The sequence below is a fragment of the Mesorhizobium sp. WSM4983 genome, assembly GCF_029625765.1.
Taxonomy (GTDB): domain Bacteria; phylum Pseudomonadota; class Alphaproteobacteria; order Rhizobiales; family Rhizobiaceae; genus Mesorhizobium.
On record NZ_JARTVM010000006.1, the window covers coordinates 207,817 to 224,243 of the forward strand.

The window sequence follows — 16,427 nt, forward strand, 5'->3', positions numbered from 1 at the left end:
ACCGATCTCGATCCTCGAGGCTTCGCCTGCTAGCTGAAGAAAGCCCCGGGAAGATCGCGATGCTTGGGATCTGGGCCTGTCGGGAGATGCTGGACCTGTGTCGGGCGGCAATCTTGTGCTTGCGATCGATCCGGCTTCGGCCTAAGTCACCGGCAACCCCCCCGGAGACGTTTATGGCAGGCATATCCCAACACGGCAAAGCGTTCATTCGTCCGCAGGCGAAGGCGCATCTGCTTATCGTCGAGGCGCGTTTCCACGACGACCTCGCCGACGCGCTGCTCGAAGGCGCGACCAGCGCGCTGGACGAGGCCGGCGCCACTTATGACGTCGTGACTGTTCCTGGCTCGCTCGAAATTCCGGCCGTCATCACCTTCGCGCTGGACGGTGCCGGCGAGGGCGGCGTACACTATGACGGCTTCGTCGCGCTCGGCACCATCATCCGTGGCGACACCTATCATTTCGACATCGTCGCCAATGAATCGAGCCGTGCGCTGATGGATCTTTCCGTGCAGGAAGCGGTCGCGATCGGCAACGGCATCCTGACCACCGAAAACGATGCGCAGGCCTGGACGCGGGCCAAGCGCACCGAAGGCGACAAGGGCGGCTTTGCCGCCCGCGCGGCGCTGACCATGATCGCGCTCAAAGAGAAATTCGGAGCCCAATCGTGAGCGATCCTGCCCAGACCGGTGCGGCGCGCCATGCCAACAAGCGCGGTGCCGCCCGTCTTGCCGCCGTCCAGGCGCTCTACCAGATGGACGTGGCCGGCAGCGGTGTTTTCGAGATCACCGCCGAATACGAGGCCTTCCGCCTCGGCAAGGAAGTCGACGGCGCACTTTATCGCGAGGCCGACCCGCAGTGGTTCCGCGCCATCCTGACCGGCGTCGTCGAGAACCAGAAGACCATCGATCCGATCATCCGCCAGGCGCTGACTGACGACTGGCCGCTGTCGCGGCTGGACTCGACGCTGCGCGCCATCCTGCGCGCCGGCGTCTATGAGCTGATGAAGCGCGAGGACGTGCCCGTGGCCGTGATCGTGTCGGAATATGTCGACATCGCCAAGGCCTTCTACGAGGAAGACGAGCCGAAGCTGGTCAACGCCCTGCTCGACCGTGTCTCGCGCCGGGTACGGGGCGAGGGTCGCGGCAAGGACGCATCGTGACCGCCACGGCAGTCGTCGCTGACGCCGGCAGGGAAGCGCGCCGCACGGCAGTGCTCCTCGCGGCCGCGCAGGCGATCGTCGGTTCCGCCGCGCCGATCGCCATTTCCATCGGCGCGCTTGCCGGCCAATATCTGCTCGGCCCCGACAAGTCTCTGGCGACGGCGCCGGTCACCGGCTTCAACCTCGGAGTTGCGCTCGGCGCCCTGCCGGCGGCCGCCATCATCCGCCGGCTCGGCCATCGCGGCGGCTTCATGATCGGCACCATCGTCACTGCCCTCGGCGGGCTGATCGCGACGCTCGCGCTCTTTCAGGCGAGCTTCTGGCTGTTCGCCTTTGGCCTGGGCGTGATCGGTGTCGGCGGCGCCTTCGTGCAGCAGTTCCGCTTCGCCGCCGCCGACAACGCGCCGCCGCAATTCAAGGCGCGCGCCATCTCCTTCGTGCTGGCTGGCGGCATCGTCACCGCCATCCTCGGGCCTCAGATCGTCATCTACACCGGCGACCTTCTGGCGCCGGTGATGTTTGCCGGATCCTTCGCCTCCATCCTGGTGCTGGCCGCCATAGGCACGATTATCCTTTCCTTCCTGCATACGTCCAGGCGGACGAGCAGCGCCGCCGAAGCCGCCGCAAGCGACGCACGTCCGCTGGTCGAGATCGCCACCCAACCGCGTTTCGTCGCGGCGCTGTTCTGTGCCGTAGGCAGCTATGCGCTGATGAGCTTCGTCATGACCGGCGCGCCGCTCGCCATGGTCGGCTGCGGTCTTTCGACCGACGATGCCACGCTTGGCATCTCCTGGCACGTTATGGCGATGTTCGGGCCGAGCTTCTTCACCGGTTCGCTGATCCACCGCTTCGGCGCCGAGCGCATCGTCGCTATTGGGTTGGTGCTGCTCATCGCCTGCGCAGTGGTGGCGCTCTCAGGCCTTGCGCTATGGCAGTTCTGGACCGCGCTGATCCTGCTCGGCCTCGGCTGGAATTTCGGTTTCATCGGCGCGACCGCCATGGTCGCCGCGAGCTACCATCCATCCGAAAAAGGCAAGGTGCAGGGCTTCCATGACTTCGTCCTGTTCGGCTCCGTCGCCTTCGCCTCGCTGATGTCGGGCGCGGTCTACAATGCCTGGGGCTGGACCATGCTGAACTGGATCGTGTTCCCGGTCGTTGTGCTCTGCTTCCTGGCGCTCGGCACCCTGAAGCTGCCGGGCTTGCGCCGCGCCAACTGACATTGCGCCGTTTGCCGGCGCGCAATCGATCTAAATGCACGGCGGCCCCTGCCGGTGAGTCGCGGCGTTCGTCTTTCCGGCGAAAGCCGGGCAAAAACCGAACAATATCTTGACGTTCCCAGCCCTGTTTCGCATACACCTTAGCCAAGGGGTGGATTCCGCGTGCGGCGTTCATCTCCGTCCCAACGGCCCAGGGAGGGGTTCTTCTGGGCCATCAATCGAGGAAAATTCGGCAATGACCATCATTACCGCCGTCATCGCCTGCGGCTTGCTGTCAGTCCTGTACGCCATCTGGGCGACACGATCGGTCCTGGCGTCCGATCAGGGCAACCAGCGCATGCAGGAAATCTCCGCCGCCATTCGCGAAGGTGCTCAAGCCTATCTGGCGCGCCAGTACACCACCATCGCCGTCGTCGGCATCGTCGTGCTTCTTCTCGCCTGGTGGCTGCTCTCCATCACGTCCGCGATCGGCTTCCTGATCGGCGCGGTGCTTTCGGGCGCTGCCGGCTTCATCGGCATGCATGTCTCGGTGCGCGCCAATGTCCGCACCGCGCAGGCTGCTTCCAACAGCCTCGCCGCCGGCCTCGACATCGCCTTCAAGTCGGGCGCCATCACCGGCCTGCTGGTGGCGGGCCTGGCGCTGCTCGGCGTCTCCATCTATTACCTCATTCTGACCGGCCCGATCGGCCTGCAGCCAAACGACCGCGTCGTCATCGACGCGCTGGTCTCGCTCGGCTTCGGCGCCTCGCTGATCTCGATCTTCGCCCGTCTCGGCGGCGGCATCTTCACCAAGGGCGCCGACGTCGGCGGCGACCTCGTCGGCAAGGTGGAAGCCGGCATTCCGGAAGACGATCCGCGCAACCCGGCCACCATCGCCGACAATGTCGGCGACAATGTCGGCGACTGCGCCGGCATGGCCGCCGACCTGTTCGAGACCTATGCGGTGACGGTCGTCGCCACCATGGTTCTGGCCGCAATCTTCTTCGGCGGCACGGCGGTGCTGGGCGCCGCCATGCTCTATCCGCTCGCCATTTGCGGCGCCTGCATCCTGACCTCAATCGTCGGCACCTTCTTCGTCAAGCTCGGCTCCAACGGCTCGATCATGGGCGCCCTCTACAAGGGGCTGATCGTCACCGGCCTGCTGTCGATCGTCGGCCTGGCCGTCGCTACTTCGGCGACGCTCGGTTGGGGAGAGGTCGGCACCGTCGCCGGCATCGTCATCACCGGCAAGAACCTGTTCATCTGCGGCCTGATCGGTCTTCTGGTGACCGGCCTCATCGTGGTGATCACCGAATACTACACTGGCACCAACAAACGCCCGGTGAATTCGATCGCCCAGGCCTCGGTGACCGGCCACGGCACCAACGTCATCCAGGGCCTCGCGGTCTCCTTGGAATCGACGGCGCTGCCGGCCATCGTCATCGTCGGCGGCATCATCGCCACCTACCAGCTTGGCGGCCTCTTCGGAACGGCGATCGCCGTCACCACCATGCTCGGGCTCGCCGGCATGATCGTGGCGCTCGACGCCTTCGGCCCGGTCACCGACAATGCCGGCGGCATCGCCGAAATGTCGGGCCTGCCCAAGGAAGTGCGCCACTCCACCGACGCGCTCGACGCGGTCGGCAACACCACCAAGGCCGTGACCAAGGGTTATGCCATCGGCTCCGCCGGCCTCGGCGCGCTGGTGTTGTTCGCGGCCTATTCGAACGACCTCAGGTTCTTTGCTGCCAATGGCGACAAGTACCCGTACTTCCAGGGCATGGGCGAGATCTCCTTCGACCTCTCCAACCCGTATGTCGTTGCCGGCCTGATCTTCGGCGGCCTCATTCCGTATCTGTTCGGCGGCATCGCCATGACCGCCGTCGGCCGCGCGGCGGGCTCGATCGTCGAGGAAGTGCGCAAGCAGTTCCGCGAGGACAAGGGCATCATGGCCGGGACCTCGAAACCGAACTACGCGCGCGCCGTCGACCTGCTGACCCGGGCAGCGATCCGGGAAATGATCATACCGTCGCTGCTGCCGGTGCTGGCGCCGCTCGTCGTCTATTTCGGCGTGCTCCTGATCTCGGGCTCGAAGGCCTCGGCCTTCGCGGCCCTTGGCGCCTCGCTGCTCGGCGTCATCGTCAACGGCCTCTTCGTCGCCGTCTCGATGACCTCCGGCGGCGGCGCCTGGGACAACGCCAAGAAGTCGTTCGAGGACGGCTTTACCGACAAGAATGGCGTCAAGCACCTGAAGGGCTCCGAGGCGCATAAGGCCTCGGTCACCGGCGACACCGTCGGCGATCCCTACAAGGACACCGCCGGCCCGGCGGTCAATCCGGCGATCAAGATCACCAATATCGTGGCGCTGCTGCTCCTGGCCGTGCTCGCGCACGGCTGAGCCACATTCTTTCTGCACCAAGTGACCCGCGGGAGCGATCCCGCGGGTTTTGTTTACGGCCAAGCCGTTTCGGCGAAACAAAAAACCCGCCGAAGCGGATTCGGCGGGTCTTGGTCCGTGGACGTCGCTGACAGCGAACTCAGGGCGTGCCGCCGCCCGGGATCCCGGGCGCCAGCTTGCTGGCGCCGTTGATGATCTGGCTGAGGAAGTTCTGGTCCTTGCCGCCCGTCGGCGTCGTCCTCGAGATGAAGTCGAAGACCTTGCCGTCCTTCAGGCCGTAATTGGCGATCTGGGTGACGCGGCCGTCGGCGCCGAAATAGACCGCCAGCACGTGCTGGTCGACGATGCGCGGGTTGTCGAAGGCGACGTAGCGCTTGCGCGTCTGCGACATATAATAGAACGCCTCGTTGTCGAAGGTCGCCGTCGTCGACGGCGTGCCCAGCGCAAGAAGAACCTGCTCGCGACTCGATCCGACCGGCACCGAGTCGATCGCCGCCTGGTCGATGACGTAGCCTTTCGTCAGCGTCTCGCTCGGACGCAGATCACCGAACATCTTGGACGAATTGCAGGCGGAAAGCGCGGATACCGCCACCAGCAGAGTGGCCACGCCCGCCCGCACAGGCATGAAAAACGACTTGAATTTCAGCGCACCCAACAACAATTCTCCATCAGATCCCCGCAGCTTGCGCTGGGCCGCAAAACCGGTAAACCAGCTTGCATGCCGATGCAACAAGGCCAAATCAAACAAAAGGTCCCCGGGAGACCACCCTCAATGTTCCAGCGCCTTTTTGGTCGCGAACGTCACGCCAACCGCGCCATCACCGAGGCGCTCTACGCGCAAATCGTGGCGGCGGCGCGGCAAACGGTGTTTTATTCCGACTGGAATGTGCCGGATACGCCGCTCGGCCGCTTCGAGATGCTGTCGCTCCATATGTACCTGATCCAGCACCGGCTGCGCGGCGAGGGCGGAGCCGCGGCCGAGATCGCTCAGGTGCTGATCGACGAGTTCTTCCTCGATGTCGACCATTCGCTGAGGGAACTCGGCATCAGCGATGTCGGCGTGCCGAAGCGCATGAAGAAGCTGGCAAAGATGTTCTATGGCCGCACTGCGGCCTACGACGAAGCCTTGCGGGACGACGACGGCGCGGCGCTTGCCGTGGCGCTCGCCCGCAATGTCAGGCCCGATGCCGGCGAATGGCCCGAGGCGTCGCTGCTGGCGAATTATGTTAGCGCGGCGACCGGGCAGCTTGCCGCTCAGCCGACCGAATCGATCATGGCTGGCGCCGTCGCGTTCCCGGCCGCCGGAGCCAGCTGAAGGAGGCGAGAATGAAGCACGCCGAACCGCAGAGCCCCGTATCCTTTGTGGCCAATGTCGCCCGCCTGCCGCAAAAGGGTTTGCCGGTTGCAATCGAGGCCGACGAAAGGCAGCGCACTGCGCTTGCCGCCGAACATGACCTGCTTTCCGTCGAGAGCTATCGCGCCGAGCTCTTGGTGGCGTCCTGGAAACGCAACGGCGTCAAGGTCAGCGGCCGCGTCGAGGCCGACATCACCCAGGCCTGCATCGTCACACTCGATCCGGTCGCGGCTCACATCGACGAGCCCGTCGAGGCGCTGTTCTTGCCGGAGCAGTCGAAACTCGGACGCGAAGGCTTCGACGCCGGCGGCGAGATCGTCCTCGACGCCGACGGGCCCGACAGCCCGGAAACTTTTTCCGGCGACACCATCGATGTCGGGGCGCTCGCCGAGCAGTTTTTCGGCCTGGCGATCGACCCTTATCCGCGCAAGCCCGGCGCCTCGCTCGAGGGCGCGGGTGGCGATCAGCCCGAGGAAAGCGAATTCCAGAAAAAGCTGCGTTCGCTGCTCGGAAAATCCTGAAGGCGGCCTGGATTTTGGAAAAGTTGGTTGTGCGGCAGCCCAAAACCGCTATTTTCGCCGAACCTTCGCGAGCCCCCTTACCTCGGCAGGCGCCCGCCGCTAGCCAGGCAAACCGTGAGAAAAACACCGCGTGATCAGGATTTCCATCGATGCCATGGGCGGGGATCACGGACCAGGCGTCGTCATCCCCGCGCTGATGACGGTCGCCATCCGCCGCCCTGACATCCGTTTCGTCATCTATGGCCGCGAGGACGCTGTGCGTCCCGAACTGGCCAAGTTTCCCAAGCTCGCCGAGGTGAGCGAGTTCGTCCATTGCGAGATCGCTGTCAGGATGGACGACAAGCCGAGCCAGGCGCTGCGCCATGGCCGCTGGAAATCGTCGATGTGGAAAGCGGTCGAGGCGGTGAAGAACGGCGCCGCGCAGGCCTGCATCTCGGCCGGCAACACCGGCGCGTTGATGGCGATGTCGAAATTCTGCCTGCGCACCATGGCCACCATCGACCGCCCGGCGATCGCGGCGCTTTGGCCGACGACGCGCGGCGAGAGCGTGGTGCTCGATGTCGGCGCCACCATCGGTGCGGATGCGCATCAGCTCGTCGATTTCGCCATCTTGGGCACCAGAATGGCGCGCTCGGTGTTCGGTATCGAGCGGCCGAGCGTCGGCCTGCTCAATGTCGGCGTCGAGGAGATCAAGGGCCAGGAGGAGGTCAAGGAGGCCGGGCGCATGCTGCGCGAGGCCAACATGGCCTCGATGAACTATCGCGGCTTCGTCGAGGGCGACGACATCGGCAAGGGAACGGTCGACGTGGTCGTCACCGAGGGCTTTGCCGGCAACATCGCGCTCAAGACCGCCGAGGGCACCGCAAGGCAGATCGCCGGCTATTTGCGGGCCGCCATGAGCCGCACGCTGATGGCCAGGATCGGCTACGTCTTTGCCAAAGGTGCCTTCGACCGGCTGCGCGAAAAGATGGATGTCGGCCGCTCCAATGGCGGCGTCTTTCTGGGCCTGAACGGCATTGTGGTGAAGAGCCATGGCGGTGCCGATTCGGATGGCTTTGCCGCGGCGATCGAGCTCGGCTACGACATGGTGCGCAATAATCTGCTTGACCGGATCGAGGCCGATCTCGATCTGTTCCATGCGCGCAATCCGACTGCCCAGGCAAACAGGAAATCCGGCGTCGCCGTCGAGGCCGAGGAATAGGAACGAACCTTGATCAGATCAGTTGTGCGCGGCAACGGTGCCGCGCTGCCCCGCCGCATCATGAAGAATGCCGATTTCGAAGGCATGGTCGAGACCTCCGACGAGTGGATCGTCCAGCGCACCGGCATTCGCCAGCGCCACGTCGCAGCCCATGACGAGACGACGGCCTCGCTGGGCGAGGCGGCGGCGCGCGCCGCGCTCGACAGCGCCGGCCTGACGCCAGCCGATATCGGCCTGATCGTGCTGGCGACCTCGACGCCTAATAACACGTTCCCGGCGACGGCTGTCGAAATCCAGAACCGCCTCGGCATGCATCACGGCTTTGCCTTCGACATGCAGGCCGTGTGTTCCGGCTTCGTCTATGCGGTCGCCACCGCCGATCTCTATATCCGCGGCGGGCTGGCAAAACGCGTCCTGGTGATCGGCTCCGAAACCTTCTCGCGCATCCTAGACTGGAGCGACCGCTCGACCTGCGTGCTGTTTGGCGATGGCGCCGGCGCCGTGGTGCTCGAAGCGGCGAAAGGGGCTGGCAACATCGCCGATCGCGGCGTGCTGGCCGCCAGCCTGCGTTCGGATGGCGTCCACAAGGAAAAACTCTTCGTCGACGGCGGCCCGTCCACCACGGGAACGGTCGGCCATCTCAGGATGGAAGGCCGCGAGGTCTTCAAGCACGCGGTCGGCATGATCACCGACGTGATCGAGGCCACTTTCGCCGAGGCCGGCATCACGGCGGAAGACCTCGACTGGTTCGTGCCGCATCAGGCCAATAAACGGATCATTGACGCTTCCGCCAAGAAGCTCGGGATAGCCGAAGAGAAAGTCGTGGTCACCGTCGATTTGCACGGTAATACCTCGGCTGCCTCCGTGCCGCTCGCTTTGTCGGTGGCCGTCGCCGACGGCCGCATCAAGAAGGGCGACCTTGTTCTGCTTGAGGCGATGGGCGGGGGTTTTACCTGGGGCGCGGTGTTGCTGCGCTGGTAAGTGCCGAGCGCGTGGGTTCGGTCCTTGACCTTGCCGGATCAATTACTTACGCTCTGCCGCTGCCTGTATCGATTTATGTTTTTGAGCTGATGGGACGGTCGCATGGGGGGAAAGACACTGACGCGTGCCGACCTAGCCGAAGCCGTTTACCGCAAGGTTGGTTTGTCGCGAACTGAATCGGCCGAGCTGGTCGAGGCCGTCCTGGATGAGATTTGCGAAGCCATCGTTCGCGGCGAGACGGTGAAGCTGTCTTCCTTCGCGACTTTCCATGTCCGCTCCAAGAATGAGCGCATCGGCCGCAATCCCAAAACCGGCGAAGAAGTGCCGATCCTGCCGCGCCGCGTGATGACCTTCAAATCCTCGAACGTGCTGAAGAACCGCATCTTGCGTTCGCACCAGAACAGCAAGGCCAAGGGCGTCAAGTAACCCTCGAATGCCGGTTGAAAACCGCGGCCCCTTTGACGCCGGGCTTGAATATCGCTTCATAAACCGCTGAAATAAGGTGCGATTCGGATCAACTCCGGATTGCGGTCCAGCGTGAGGATTCGCCCATGGACAAGAGCCCCGATGCTTTCCGTACCATCAGCGAGGTTGCGGAAGATCTCGACCTGCCGCAGCACGTGCTGCGTTTCTGGGAAACCCGTTTCAACCAGATCAAGCCGATGAAGCGTGGTGGCGGCCGCCGTTACTACCGGCCGCAGGATGTCGAACTGATCAAGGGCATCCGGCACATGCTTTATGATCAGGGCTATACGATCAAAGGCGTGCAGAAGCTGTTGCGCGAGAACGGCAACCATTTCCTGGTCGCGATCGGCAATGGCGACATGGCAGCCGTCGAGGCGATCGCGCAGCGCCGCCAGGCCGAGCAAGTGCCGCTGACCGCGGCTGCCCAGCCGCGCGGCGACGAGGATGCGCTGGTCGGTCAGCCCAAGGTGAAGCCCAGCCGCCGTTTCTTCGGCCTTGGCAAGGGAGACGACGAAGGTCCCGTGCAGCCGGACTCCTCGAAATTGTCGCGCGACAACCGGGCCTTGCTGCAGGAGGCGCTCTTCGACCTTCTGGAGTGCAAGCGCCTGCTCGACCAGGTGCGTTGAGCTTCGGTTGCCGCTCCCGCGGCTTGGACGGCCGGCGTCCCTGACAGCAGGAACTGCTGTCGCATCCATGCGTTAGCCCTTCTGTGCAAGAGAAGGACATCAGGCATGGCGTGGTTTTCGACCCTTTCCGATCTCGATCTGGACAGGCAGGTCGCGGCGCTCTCGCGTCAACTTGACGATGTCAGGAAAGCCTTGGCCAAACGCGGCGACACCTATTACGAGGACGGCCGCGAGGCGGCGTCCGATTATTATTCGCAGCTCGCCGACCGCTTTCACGAGGCGCTGCCGGCAATCAGGCGCCGGGGCAGGGCGCTCGAGCACACCGCGCGCGAGCATCCGGCCACCGTGGCCGCCGTCGGACTGGTCGTGGTCGGCCTGCTTGCCGGCCTTCTGATCAGCCGGCGCTGACTCCGGGCTGCGAAACAGAAATGGCGACCGTTCGCGCCGGCCGCCATTCCGTCAGCACGAGAGCCCCAACCGGATGAAATCGGGATGGAGTGGGCTCCGGCTTCGATCAGTTCGCGAGCTTGATCCGGCTCTTAGGATCGACCTTCATGACCTGGCTGCATTTGCCGTAGACGGTGCCGTTCTTATCGGTGGCGTCGGTGTAGGTGCCCTTACAATCGAGCTGCAGCACCAGACAGGAGCCCGAGCCTTTGCAGACCGCGCCGCCGTCGCCGGTCGGATGCGTGCCGGCAAAGGCCGGCGCGGAAACCGAGCCGAAAGCCGAGACGACGAAGGCGGCGGCGAGCGAGATACGCTTGAAGTTGGTCATTTGAGCATTTCCTTCCATTGGTTGCTGGGAGCGCTTTCTGGCGTCCCGGTCGGGTTGAGGAACGCCTTCGTGGCGTCCATGACCGCTTGGTGCGGCCTCCAATGGAAAGGTTCATGGCTCGCGCGATTTTTGTCGCCTGGCGAGCATTGCTGTGAAGGTGTCAGGGTTCAGCGTTTACCGTAGGTGCCGGATCTGCCAGCAGCGCTAAGCGCTCGTTGGGCAGTGGCGGCTTGATGCGGCAAGAGGTCGGGACCGCTTGACAAGCGATCGAACCCGGCTGCGCGCTCATCAGGGGACAGCGGGTGCTCGAAGGAGAGGCTTGTCCCACGAAGCGAATAATTCCGATGGGAAGACTTGCGCGACCAATACAATGAAGGCCTGTCTTCCCATCGGCAGGTGGGAGGATCAGGCCTTCTTCTCAACCACCTTCTTATGGTGGTGATGATGGTGGTGGTGATGATGATGATGGTGCCGGCGATGATGCTTGTGATGGTGGTGCTTTACCACCGGGGCCGCATCGGCGCTGGTCGTGCCGAGGATCGGCATGGTGAATGCCAGGGCCAGAGCCAGCCCGAGCGCGGAGAGGAGGGACTTCTTCATGATTTCGTTTCCTTTTACGCGGGCGTTCCGGAGTTCACCGGACCAAATCGGTGACCCAAGCCCCGCGATCGGCACTATCCTCCTGGATTTTTTCGACACTTTTTCCGGACTGTAGATTTTTGTTTCTGGATTGTTTCTGGCGAACCACGATCGCGCCGCGCGCCCTTACGGGCGCGCATGGACGGCTCGACATCATGCTTTTCGAGCCTGATGCGTCAGCTGCGCGCCTCACATCGGCGGCGCCACGCCATGATTGCCGACCACCACCCGGCGCGAAACGAGCTTGCCGCCGCTGCCGCGCTCGGCGCTGACGAACACGGTCATGCCTGGCTTGAGATCCGCAGGCGCAGCGGGCGCGAATTTCACGATCGGCGTCGATTGCGGGATGGCGATCTCTTTCTTCTGGCCATTGCTGTAGGTCAGCGTCACGGTCCTGCCGTTGACCTCGGTCACGTCGGCGACAGTGCCGTTGGTCATTCGGCTGTTGGGCTGCAAATCCCAATCGCGGTCGCCTTCTCCGGTTCCCTTTAACGCCGCCGGGAAGATCACGACTTCCAGCGCGCCGCTGCCGCCGTCGGCCTTGGACACCGATGCGATGCCGAGGAAATCGCCCTGTTTGATATCGGTGGCCGACGCCTTGGCGACACCGGAGATCATCCAGTCGGGGGAAAGGGTGATCGTATCGGTCTTGCCGTCGCGGGCTTTCACCTTCAGCGTCGTACCGGCGAGGTCGACCACCGTGCCGCGCAAGCGCACGGTGTCCGCCTGAGCGGCGCCCGCAAAGCCTGAGATCATGCCGAGTACGATAGCGAATAGCTTCAGTTTCATGGAATCCGATCCTCTTCAAAGGGGCTGGCGTCGCCCGCCTTCCGGCAAGCGACGAGAGCTAACGAATCGGAGTGGGCAAAATGCCGGCGGGTGCGGCCTTCGGCGCTTCAAAAGATCTTGATTGGGCTTCGCGCCACCTTACATGTCGGTGGCCTGCGGCCGCGGCTCCCAGCCGATGACCACGGTCACGATGGCGTGACGGCCAAAACGGCCTCTTGGCAAATCATCCGTTAACGGCCATTCTCCCGCCCGTCTCAGGCAACGCCACATTTCATCTGTGTTGTTTCATCCCAAGGAGTTGCCATGCCCAACACCGCAAGAAACGCTGTTTCCAACAACATCATTGCCGCGTCCGGCCTCAATCCGCTGAAAGCCGTCCGCGAAACGAGGGGATATACGATTGAGGAGCTTTCCTTGACCTGCGGCCTGGCCGTGGGCGAGATCGTCGACATCGAGGACGGCAAGGATGCCGACCCCGCCAAGCTCAGGCGTATCGCTTCCGCGCTGCAAGTGCCGGAAGAGGAATTGATCATGATGCCGACCGAAGAGAATCGGCCCACACAGCAATAGAGACGGCGAAGCGTCCGCGAAAAAAGCCCGCCATGGCCCGCCCTGGCGGGCTTTTTGCGCCTTCCACAGATGGTCCCCTGGCCCTTGCCAACTGCCAGCGCGCCATGCGGCAATCCCGGCCGCTGCCACGATTCGGCGGCATCGAGTGGCCAACATGCCTGATTGAGGTTTCGCTCATGAGCTTGGAATCGGTCCGCGCCTTCTTTGCCGAACATGCTCCCGACATCGAGGTGCTGGTCACCGAAGCGAGCTCGGCGACCGTGGCACTGGCGGCCGACGCCCATGGCGTGCTGCCGGCGCAGATCGCCAAGACCATCTGCCTGCGCGTCGGCGAGGAGACCATGCTGGTCGTGACCAGCGGCACTGCCAGGCTCGACAACCGCAAATGCAAGGACACGCTCGGCGGCAAGCCGCGCATGCTCGACGGCGAACAGGTGCTTGCCGCGACCAGCCACCCGCCGGGCGGCGTCTGCCCCTTCGGTCTGCCGGCGCCGCTGCCGGTCTTTTGCGATGTGACGCTGCGGGCCTTCGACGAGGTCGTTCCCGCCGCCGGCGCGACGAATGCCGCCGTGCGGATTTCGCCGCAGCGGATGGCCGAACTTGTCGACGCCAAATGGGTCGACGTGTGCCAGTAGGGATTGGAGAGGACTTCTGGGGGACAAGTCTCAGGCTTGAAAAATGGTCGGAGTGGCCGGATTCGAACCGACGACCCCTTGACCCCCAGTCAAGTGCGCTACCGGGCTGCGCTACACTCCGGACCGGGTGGCGATGTATCGTGATAACCCGGTGCGGGTCAACCGAATTCGGCGGCTAATTCGCCGATGACAGTGCCGCAGCAGGGAGGGCGCGCGCCAACCGCGATTCCTTCTGGTGCCGGTATTCCAGCGCGATCGCGCCCCAGATCAGCCCGAGCAGCAGATAGAGATGGCGCCAGTGGTCGATGTCGATGAAGGTGCCGAGCCCGATATTGCCGAGATAGGCGACATAGGCGCAAAGCAGATAGGGCTGCCAGGGACGAGCGCGCAGGAGGATGCGGAACCCGGCGCAGATCGTCCACAGGGTTAGGGTCAGGAACGAGACGAAGCCCAGCCAGCCATAGTCCATCAGCGCCTTCAGCCAGATGTCGTGCGTGTCCTCGCCGTAGATCGTGCCGAAGACCAGCGGGCCGATGCCGAACGGGTGTTCCAGTGCCAGCTGGAAGCCGATCGTATAGCGTGCGAAGCGGCCGAGGCGCGCGGTATCGTAGCTTTGCTCGAGATGCGCGCGCTGGGTGAACATGTCCGACACGCCGGGCAGCTGCAGGATGACGAGGATGGCGATGATCAGCAGCGCGAGCGCGGCGATCGTCATCACCACGACCCGCAGGCGGAACATGCCGCTGGCGCTCTGCAGGAAGAGGCAAGCGGTGAGCAGCACCGCCGAAACCGCGAACATGCCCCAGGCGCCGCGCGAGAAGGAGAAGAAGATGCCGGCGGTGATGATCAATAGCGGCACCGCCAGAAGCGGCATGCGCGATACCGGGCCGGTCAAGAGCAGATAAAGCAGGTAGGTGCCGGGCAGCACCAGGAACGGACCGAACACGTTCGGGTCCTGAAAGGCGCCGGCGGCGCGGTCGTATTTGGTGAACATCTCCGCGCCCGGAAAGGCATGGAAGTAGCCGGCTATTCCCAGCAGCGAGGTCGCCACAGCCGAGACCACATAGGCGATGAAGATCAGCCGGTAGAGGTCAGGCTGGACCGATGTCACCGAGGCGAAGAAGACCGCGCTGAAGGCGAGAAACAGCGAGACCGCCAGATAGAGCGGCGTGTTGGCGAGGTCCGCCATCTGCGTCATCGCGATCATGCCGCCGATGTTCATCGCCACCAACAGCAGCAGCAGCGGCAATATCGCTCGCGATATTCTGAGGCCGAACAGCGCCCAGACGGCGATCAGCCCGGCCATGTAGAGCTCGTAGGGTGCCGGCTCGCTGATGACGAAGCCGGAAAGCAGAATGCCGACGACGATAGCGGCCGACGAGATCAGCGCGATCAGCTTGGCGTTGACCGCCTGCGGCGGCAGCTGGTTGACCGCCTGCGGCGGCAACTGGTTGACCGCCTGCGGCGGCAACTGGTTGACCGCCTGCGGCGGCAACTGGTTGACCGCGACCGCCGGCAACTGATGCGCGAGCGCGCTCAATAGGCGTTTTCCGTGTTGAGCAGGCGGACCGGCGTCAGGAACAGGATGCGCAGGTCGAACAGCATCGACCAGTTCTCGATGTAGTAGAGATCGTATTCGGTGCGCATGCGGATCTTTTCATTGGTGTCCATCTCGCCGCGCCAGCCGTTGATCTGCGCCCAGCCGGTGACACCCGGCTTGACCTTGTGGCGGGCGAAATAGCCGTCGACCACCTCGTTATAGAGCAGGTTGTGCGATTGGGCGGCGATCGCATGCGGGCGCGGCCCGACCAGCGACAGCGAGCCGAACAGCGAGTTGAAGAACTGCGGCAGCTCGTCGATCGAGGTCTTGCGGATGAAGCGGCCGACGCGGGTGACGCGCGGGTCGTTCTTGGTCACCGTCTGCTTGGCGGTCGGGTCGGACCTGTCGGTATACATCGACCTGAACTTGTAGACCTCGATGACCTCGTTGTTGAAGCCGTGGCGCTTCTGCTTGAACAGCACCGGCCCCTTGCTGTCGAGCTTGATGGCGATCGCGGTGGCGAGCATCACTGGCGAGAAGACGATGATGCCGACAAGCGAGAAGATGATGTCGAAGCTGCGCTTGGCGACCGAGTCCCAGTCGTTGATCGGCTTGTCGAAGATGTCGAGCATCGGCACGGAGCCGATGTAGGAATAGGCGCGCGGGCGGAACTGCAGCGCATTTGAATGCGCCGAGAGCCGGATGTCGACCGGCAGAACCCAGAGCTTCTTCAAAAGCTGCAGCACGCGCGATTCCGCCGTCAGCGGCAGCGACACGATCAGCATGTCGATGCGGGCGATGCGGGCAAACTCGATTAGCTCGGAAATGGTGCCGAGCTTCGGATAGCCGGCGACGATCGGCGGAGAGCGCTTGTCGCCGCGATCGTCGAAGATGCCGCAGATGCGAATGTCATTGTACGGCTGCTTCTCGACCGAGCGGATCAGCATTTCGGCCGACTTGCCGCCGCCGACAATGAGCGCGCGGCGCTCCATGCGCCCGTCGCGCGCCCAGCGCCTGATCAGCCTGGACATCACCAGTCTGAGCCCGAAGATCAGCACGAAGCCGACCACGAACCAACTGCCGAACAGGAGGCGCGAATAGTCCTCCGAGGCCTTCACGGCGAAGGCCGTGAGAGCCATCAGCGCGAAGGTGCCGGCCCAGACGACGAGCACGCGGCCGAAATTGGCGAGGGGGCGCATCAGCGCCGCGATCTGGTAGCTGTCGCTGACGTCAAGCAGCACCACCGCCAGGAACGAAGCTGCCGCGATCGTCAGCGGATATTGCCAGGCGAGATAGTTGAAGAACCCGACATAGTAGAAATAGAGGCACATGCCTGACAGGAAGAGCACGGCGAATTCGACCATGCGCAGCACGCCGCTGACCATGATCGGCGACATCGTATCGCGCCGGTACTGCGAGGCGACCTGTCGCGCCACGTCATTGATGCCGGGCACTTGAGCTTCGGCCGGGCCGTCGAATTTGCGCACCGCCTCCATCGAAAAGCGGTGCGCGGGGTCGATCTCGTTCATGGGGATTGTCCGCGAGCTTCGCGCGAGTGAATAGCAAAAGAGAGCTAAG

General features: G+C 63.9%; 19 protein-coding genes and 1 tRNA gene. 13 read left to right on the forward strand and 7 right to left on the reverse strand.

The features are described from left to right. The first annotated feature begins 173 nt into the window (after positions 1-173). The 4 genes from ribH to P9254_RS18710 all read left to right on the forward strand — a co-directional run bounded on the left by ribH (position 174) and on the right by P9254_RS18710 (position 4,753). A complete protein-coding gene (gene ribH, locus P9254_RS18695) occupies positions 174-668 on the forward strand; it encodes a 6,7-dimethyl-8-ribityllumazine synthase (protein WP_067000738.1) in 495 nt (164 codons plus the stop codon). Beyond that, entirely contained in the window at positions 665-1,159 is a 495-nt protein-coding gene (gene nusB / locus P9254_RS18700) for a transcription antitermination factor NusB (RefSeq protein WP_095824739.1), read from the forward strand. The genes ribH and nusB overlap by 4 nt, the downstream gene beginning before the upstream one ends. Beyond that, complete coding sequence (locus P9254_RS18705; protein ID WP_278055981.1) at positions 1,156-2,376, forward strand: MFS transporter; 1,221 nt, start codon at positions 1,156-1,158, stop codon at positions 2,374-2,376. Before nusB ends, P9254_RS18705 begins: the two co-directional genes overlap by 4 nt. 235 nt (positions 2,377-2,611) lie before the next feature. Then, the gene (locus P9254_RS18710) at positions 2,612-4,753 is read left to right on the forward strand and encodes a sodium-translocating pyrophosphatase (protein WP_278055979.1); all 2,142 of its coding nucleotides are present in this window, start codon (positions 2,612-2,614) and stop codon (positions 4,751-4,753) included. 139 nt (positions 4,754-4,892) lie between these two features. Here P9254_RS18710 and P9254_RS18715 read toward each other — a convergent pair whose 3' ends face one another. After that, positions 4,893-5,408, reverse strand: a complete 516-nt coding sequence (locus tag P9254_RS18715) for an outer membrane protein assembly factor BamE (protein WP_278055977.1) — start codon at positions 5,406-5,408, stop codon at positions 4,893-4,895. Positions 5,409-5,525: 117 nt separating this feature from the next. Here P9254_RS18715 and P9254_RS18720 point away from each other — a divergent pair, with 117 nt between their 5' ends. The 7 genes from P9254_RS18720 to P9254_RS18750 all read left to right on the forward strand — a co-directional run bounded on the left by P9254_RS18720 (position 5,526) and on the right by P9254_RS18750 (position 10,309). Then, complete coding sequence (locus P9254_RS18720) at positions 5,526-6,068, forward strand: ubiquinol-cytochrome C chaperone family protein (protein WP_095824737.1); 543 nt, start codon at positions 5,526-5,528, stop codon at positions 6,066-6,068. A gap of 11 nt (positions 6,069-6,079) precedes the next feature. Continuing rightward, positions 6,080-6,628, forward strand: a complete 549-nt coding sequence (locus P9254_RS18725; protein ID WP_278054684.1) for a YceD family protein — start codon at positions 6,080-6,082, stop codon at positions 6,626-6,628. Between the two features lie 130 nt (positions 6,629-6,758). Then, a complete protein-coding gene (gene plsX / locus P9254_RS18730) occupies positions 6,759-7,829 on the forward strand; it encodes a phosphate acyltransferase PlsX (RefSeq protein WP_278055976.1) in 1,071 nt (356 codons plus the stop codon). Between the two features lie 9 nt (positions 7,830-7,838). Further along, positions 7,839-8,810: a beta-ketoacyl-ACP synthase III gene (locus P9254_RS18735; RefSeq protein WP_278055975.1), complete on the forward strand. Its 972-nt coding sequence runs from the start codon at positions 7,839-7,841 to the stop codon at positions 8,808-8,810. Positions 8,811-8,912: 102 nt separating this feature from the next. Beyond that, positions 8,913-9,236 (forward strand): integration host factor subunit alpha, encoded by a 324-nt coding sequence (locus P9254_RS18740; RefSeq protein WP_067000778.1) that lies wholly within the window; start codon positions 8,913-8,915, stop codon positions 9,234-9,236. A 125-nt stretch (positions 9,237-9,361) separates the two neighbouring features. Then, the gene (locus P9254_RS18745; RefSeq protein WP_067000781.1) at positions 9,362-9,901 is read left to right on the forward strand and encodes a MerR family transcriptional regulator; all 540 of its coding nucleotides are present in this window, start codon (positions 9,362-9,364) and stop codon (positions 9,899-9,901) included. 105 nt (positions 9,902-10,006) lie between these two features. Further along, complete coding sequence (locus P9254_RS18750) at positions 10,007-10,309, forward strand: DUF883 family protein (protein WP_095778647.1); 303 nt, start codon at positions 10,007-10,009, stop codon at positions 10,307-10,309. Positions 10,310-10,415: 106 nt separating this feature from the next. Here P9254_RS18750 and P9254_RS18755 read toward each other — a convergent pair whose 3' ends face one another. The 3 genes from P9254_RS18755 to P9254_RS18765 form a co-directional block, all read right to left on the reverse strand. Further along, entirely contained in the window at positions 10,416-10,676 is a 261-nt protein-coding gene (locus P9254_RS18755) for a hypothetical protein (protein ID WP_067000787.1), read from the reverse strand. A 405-nt stretch (positions 10,677-11,081) separates the two neighbouring features. Continuing rightward, entirely contained in the window at positions 11,082-11,276 is a 195-nt protein-coding gene (locus P9254_RS18760; protein ID WP_127246941.1) for a hypothetical protein, read from the reverse strand. A 228-nt stretch (positions 11,277-11,504) separates the two neighbouring features. Beyond that, positions 11,505-12,104: a hypothetical protein gene (locus P9254_RS18765; protein ID WP_278054674.1), complete on the reverse strand. Its 600-nt coding sequence runs from the start codon at positions 12,102-12,104 to the stop codon at positions 11,505-11,507. 303 nt (positions 12,105-12,407) lie between these two features. On the opposite strand from P9254_RS18765, the gene P9254_RS18770 reads away from it, so the two are divergent. Continuing rightward, positions 12,408-12,674, forward strand: coding sequence for a helix-turn-helix domain-containing protein (locus P9254_RS18770; RefSeq protein WP_067330074.1), 267 nt, complete (start codon positions 12,408-12,410; stop codon positions 12,672-12,674). 176 nt (positions 12,675-12,850) lie between these two features. Continuing rightward, on the forward strand, positions 12,851-13,309 hold the full coding sequence (locus tag P9254_RS18775; RefSeq protein ID WP_095778701.1) for a YbaK/EbsC family protein: 459 nt from the start codon (positions 12,851-12,853) through the stop codon (positions 13,307-13,309). A 44-nt stretch (positions 13,310-13,353) separates the two neighbouring features. On the opposite strand, the gene P9254_RS18780 is transcribed toward P9254_RS18775, so the two are convergent. The 3 genes from P9254_RS18780 to P9254_RS18790 form a co-directional block, all read right to left on the reverse strand. Continuing rightward, positions 13,354-13,430, reverse strand: a tRNA-Pro gene (locus P9254_RS18780). Positions 13,431-13,484: 54 nt separating this feature from the next. Beyond that, a complete protein-coding gene (locus tag P9254_RS18785; protein ID WP_095801358.1) occupies positions 13,485-14,732 on the reverse strand; it encodes an O-antigen ligase family protein in 1,248 nt (415 codons plus the stop codon). 113 nt (positions 14,733-14,845) lie between these two features. After that, positions 14,846-16,378, reverse strand: a complete 1,533-nt coding sequence (locus P9254_RS18790) for an undecaprenyl-phosphate glucose phosphotransferase (RefSeq protein WP_278055973.1) — start codon at positions 16,376-16,378, stop codon at positions 14,846-14,848. Positions 16,379-16,427 lie beyond the last annotated feature (49 nt).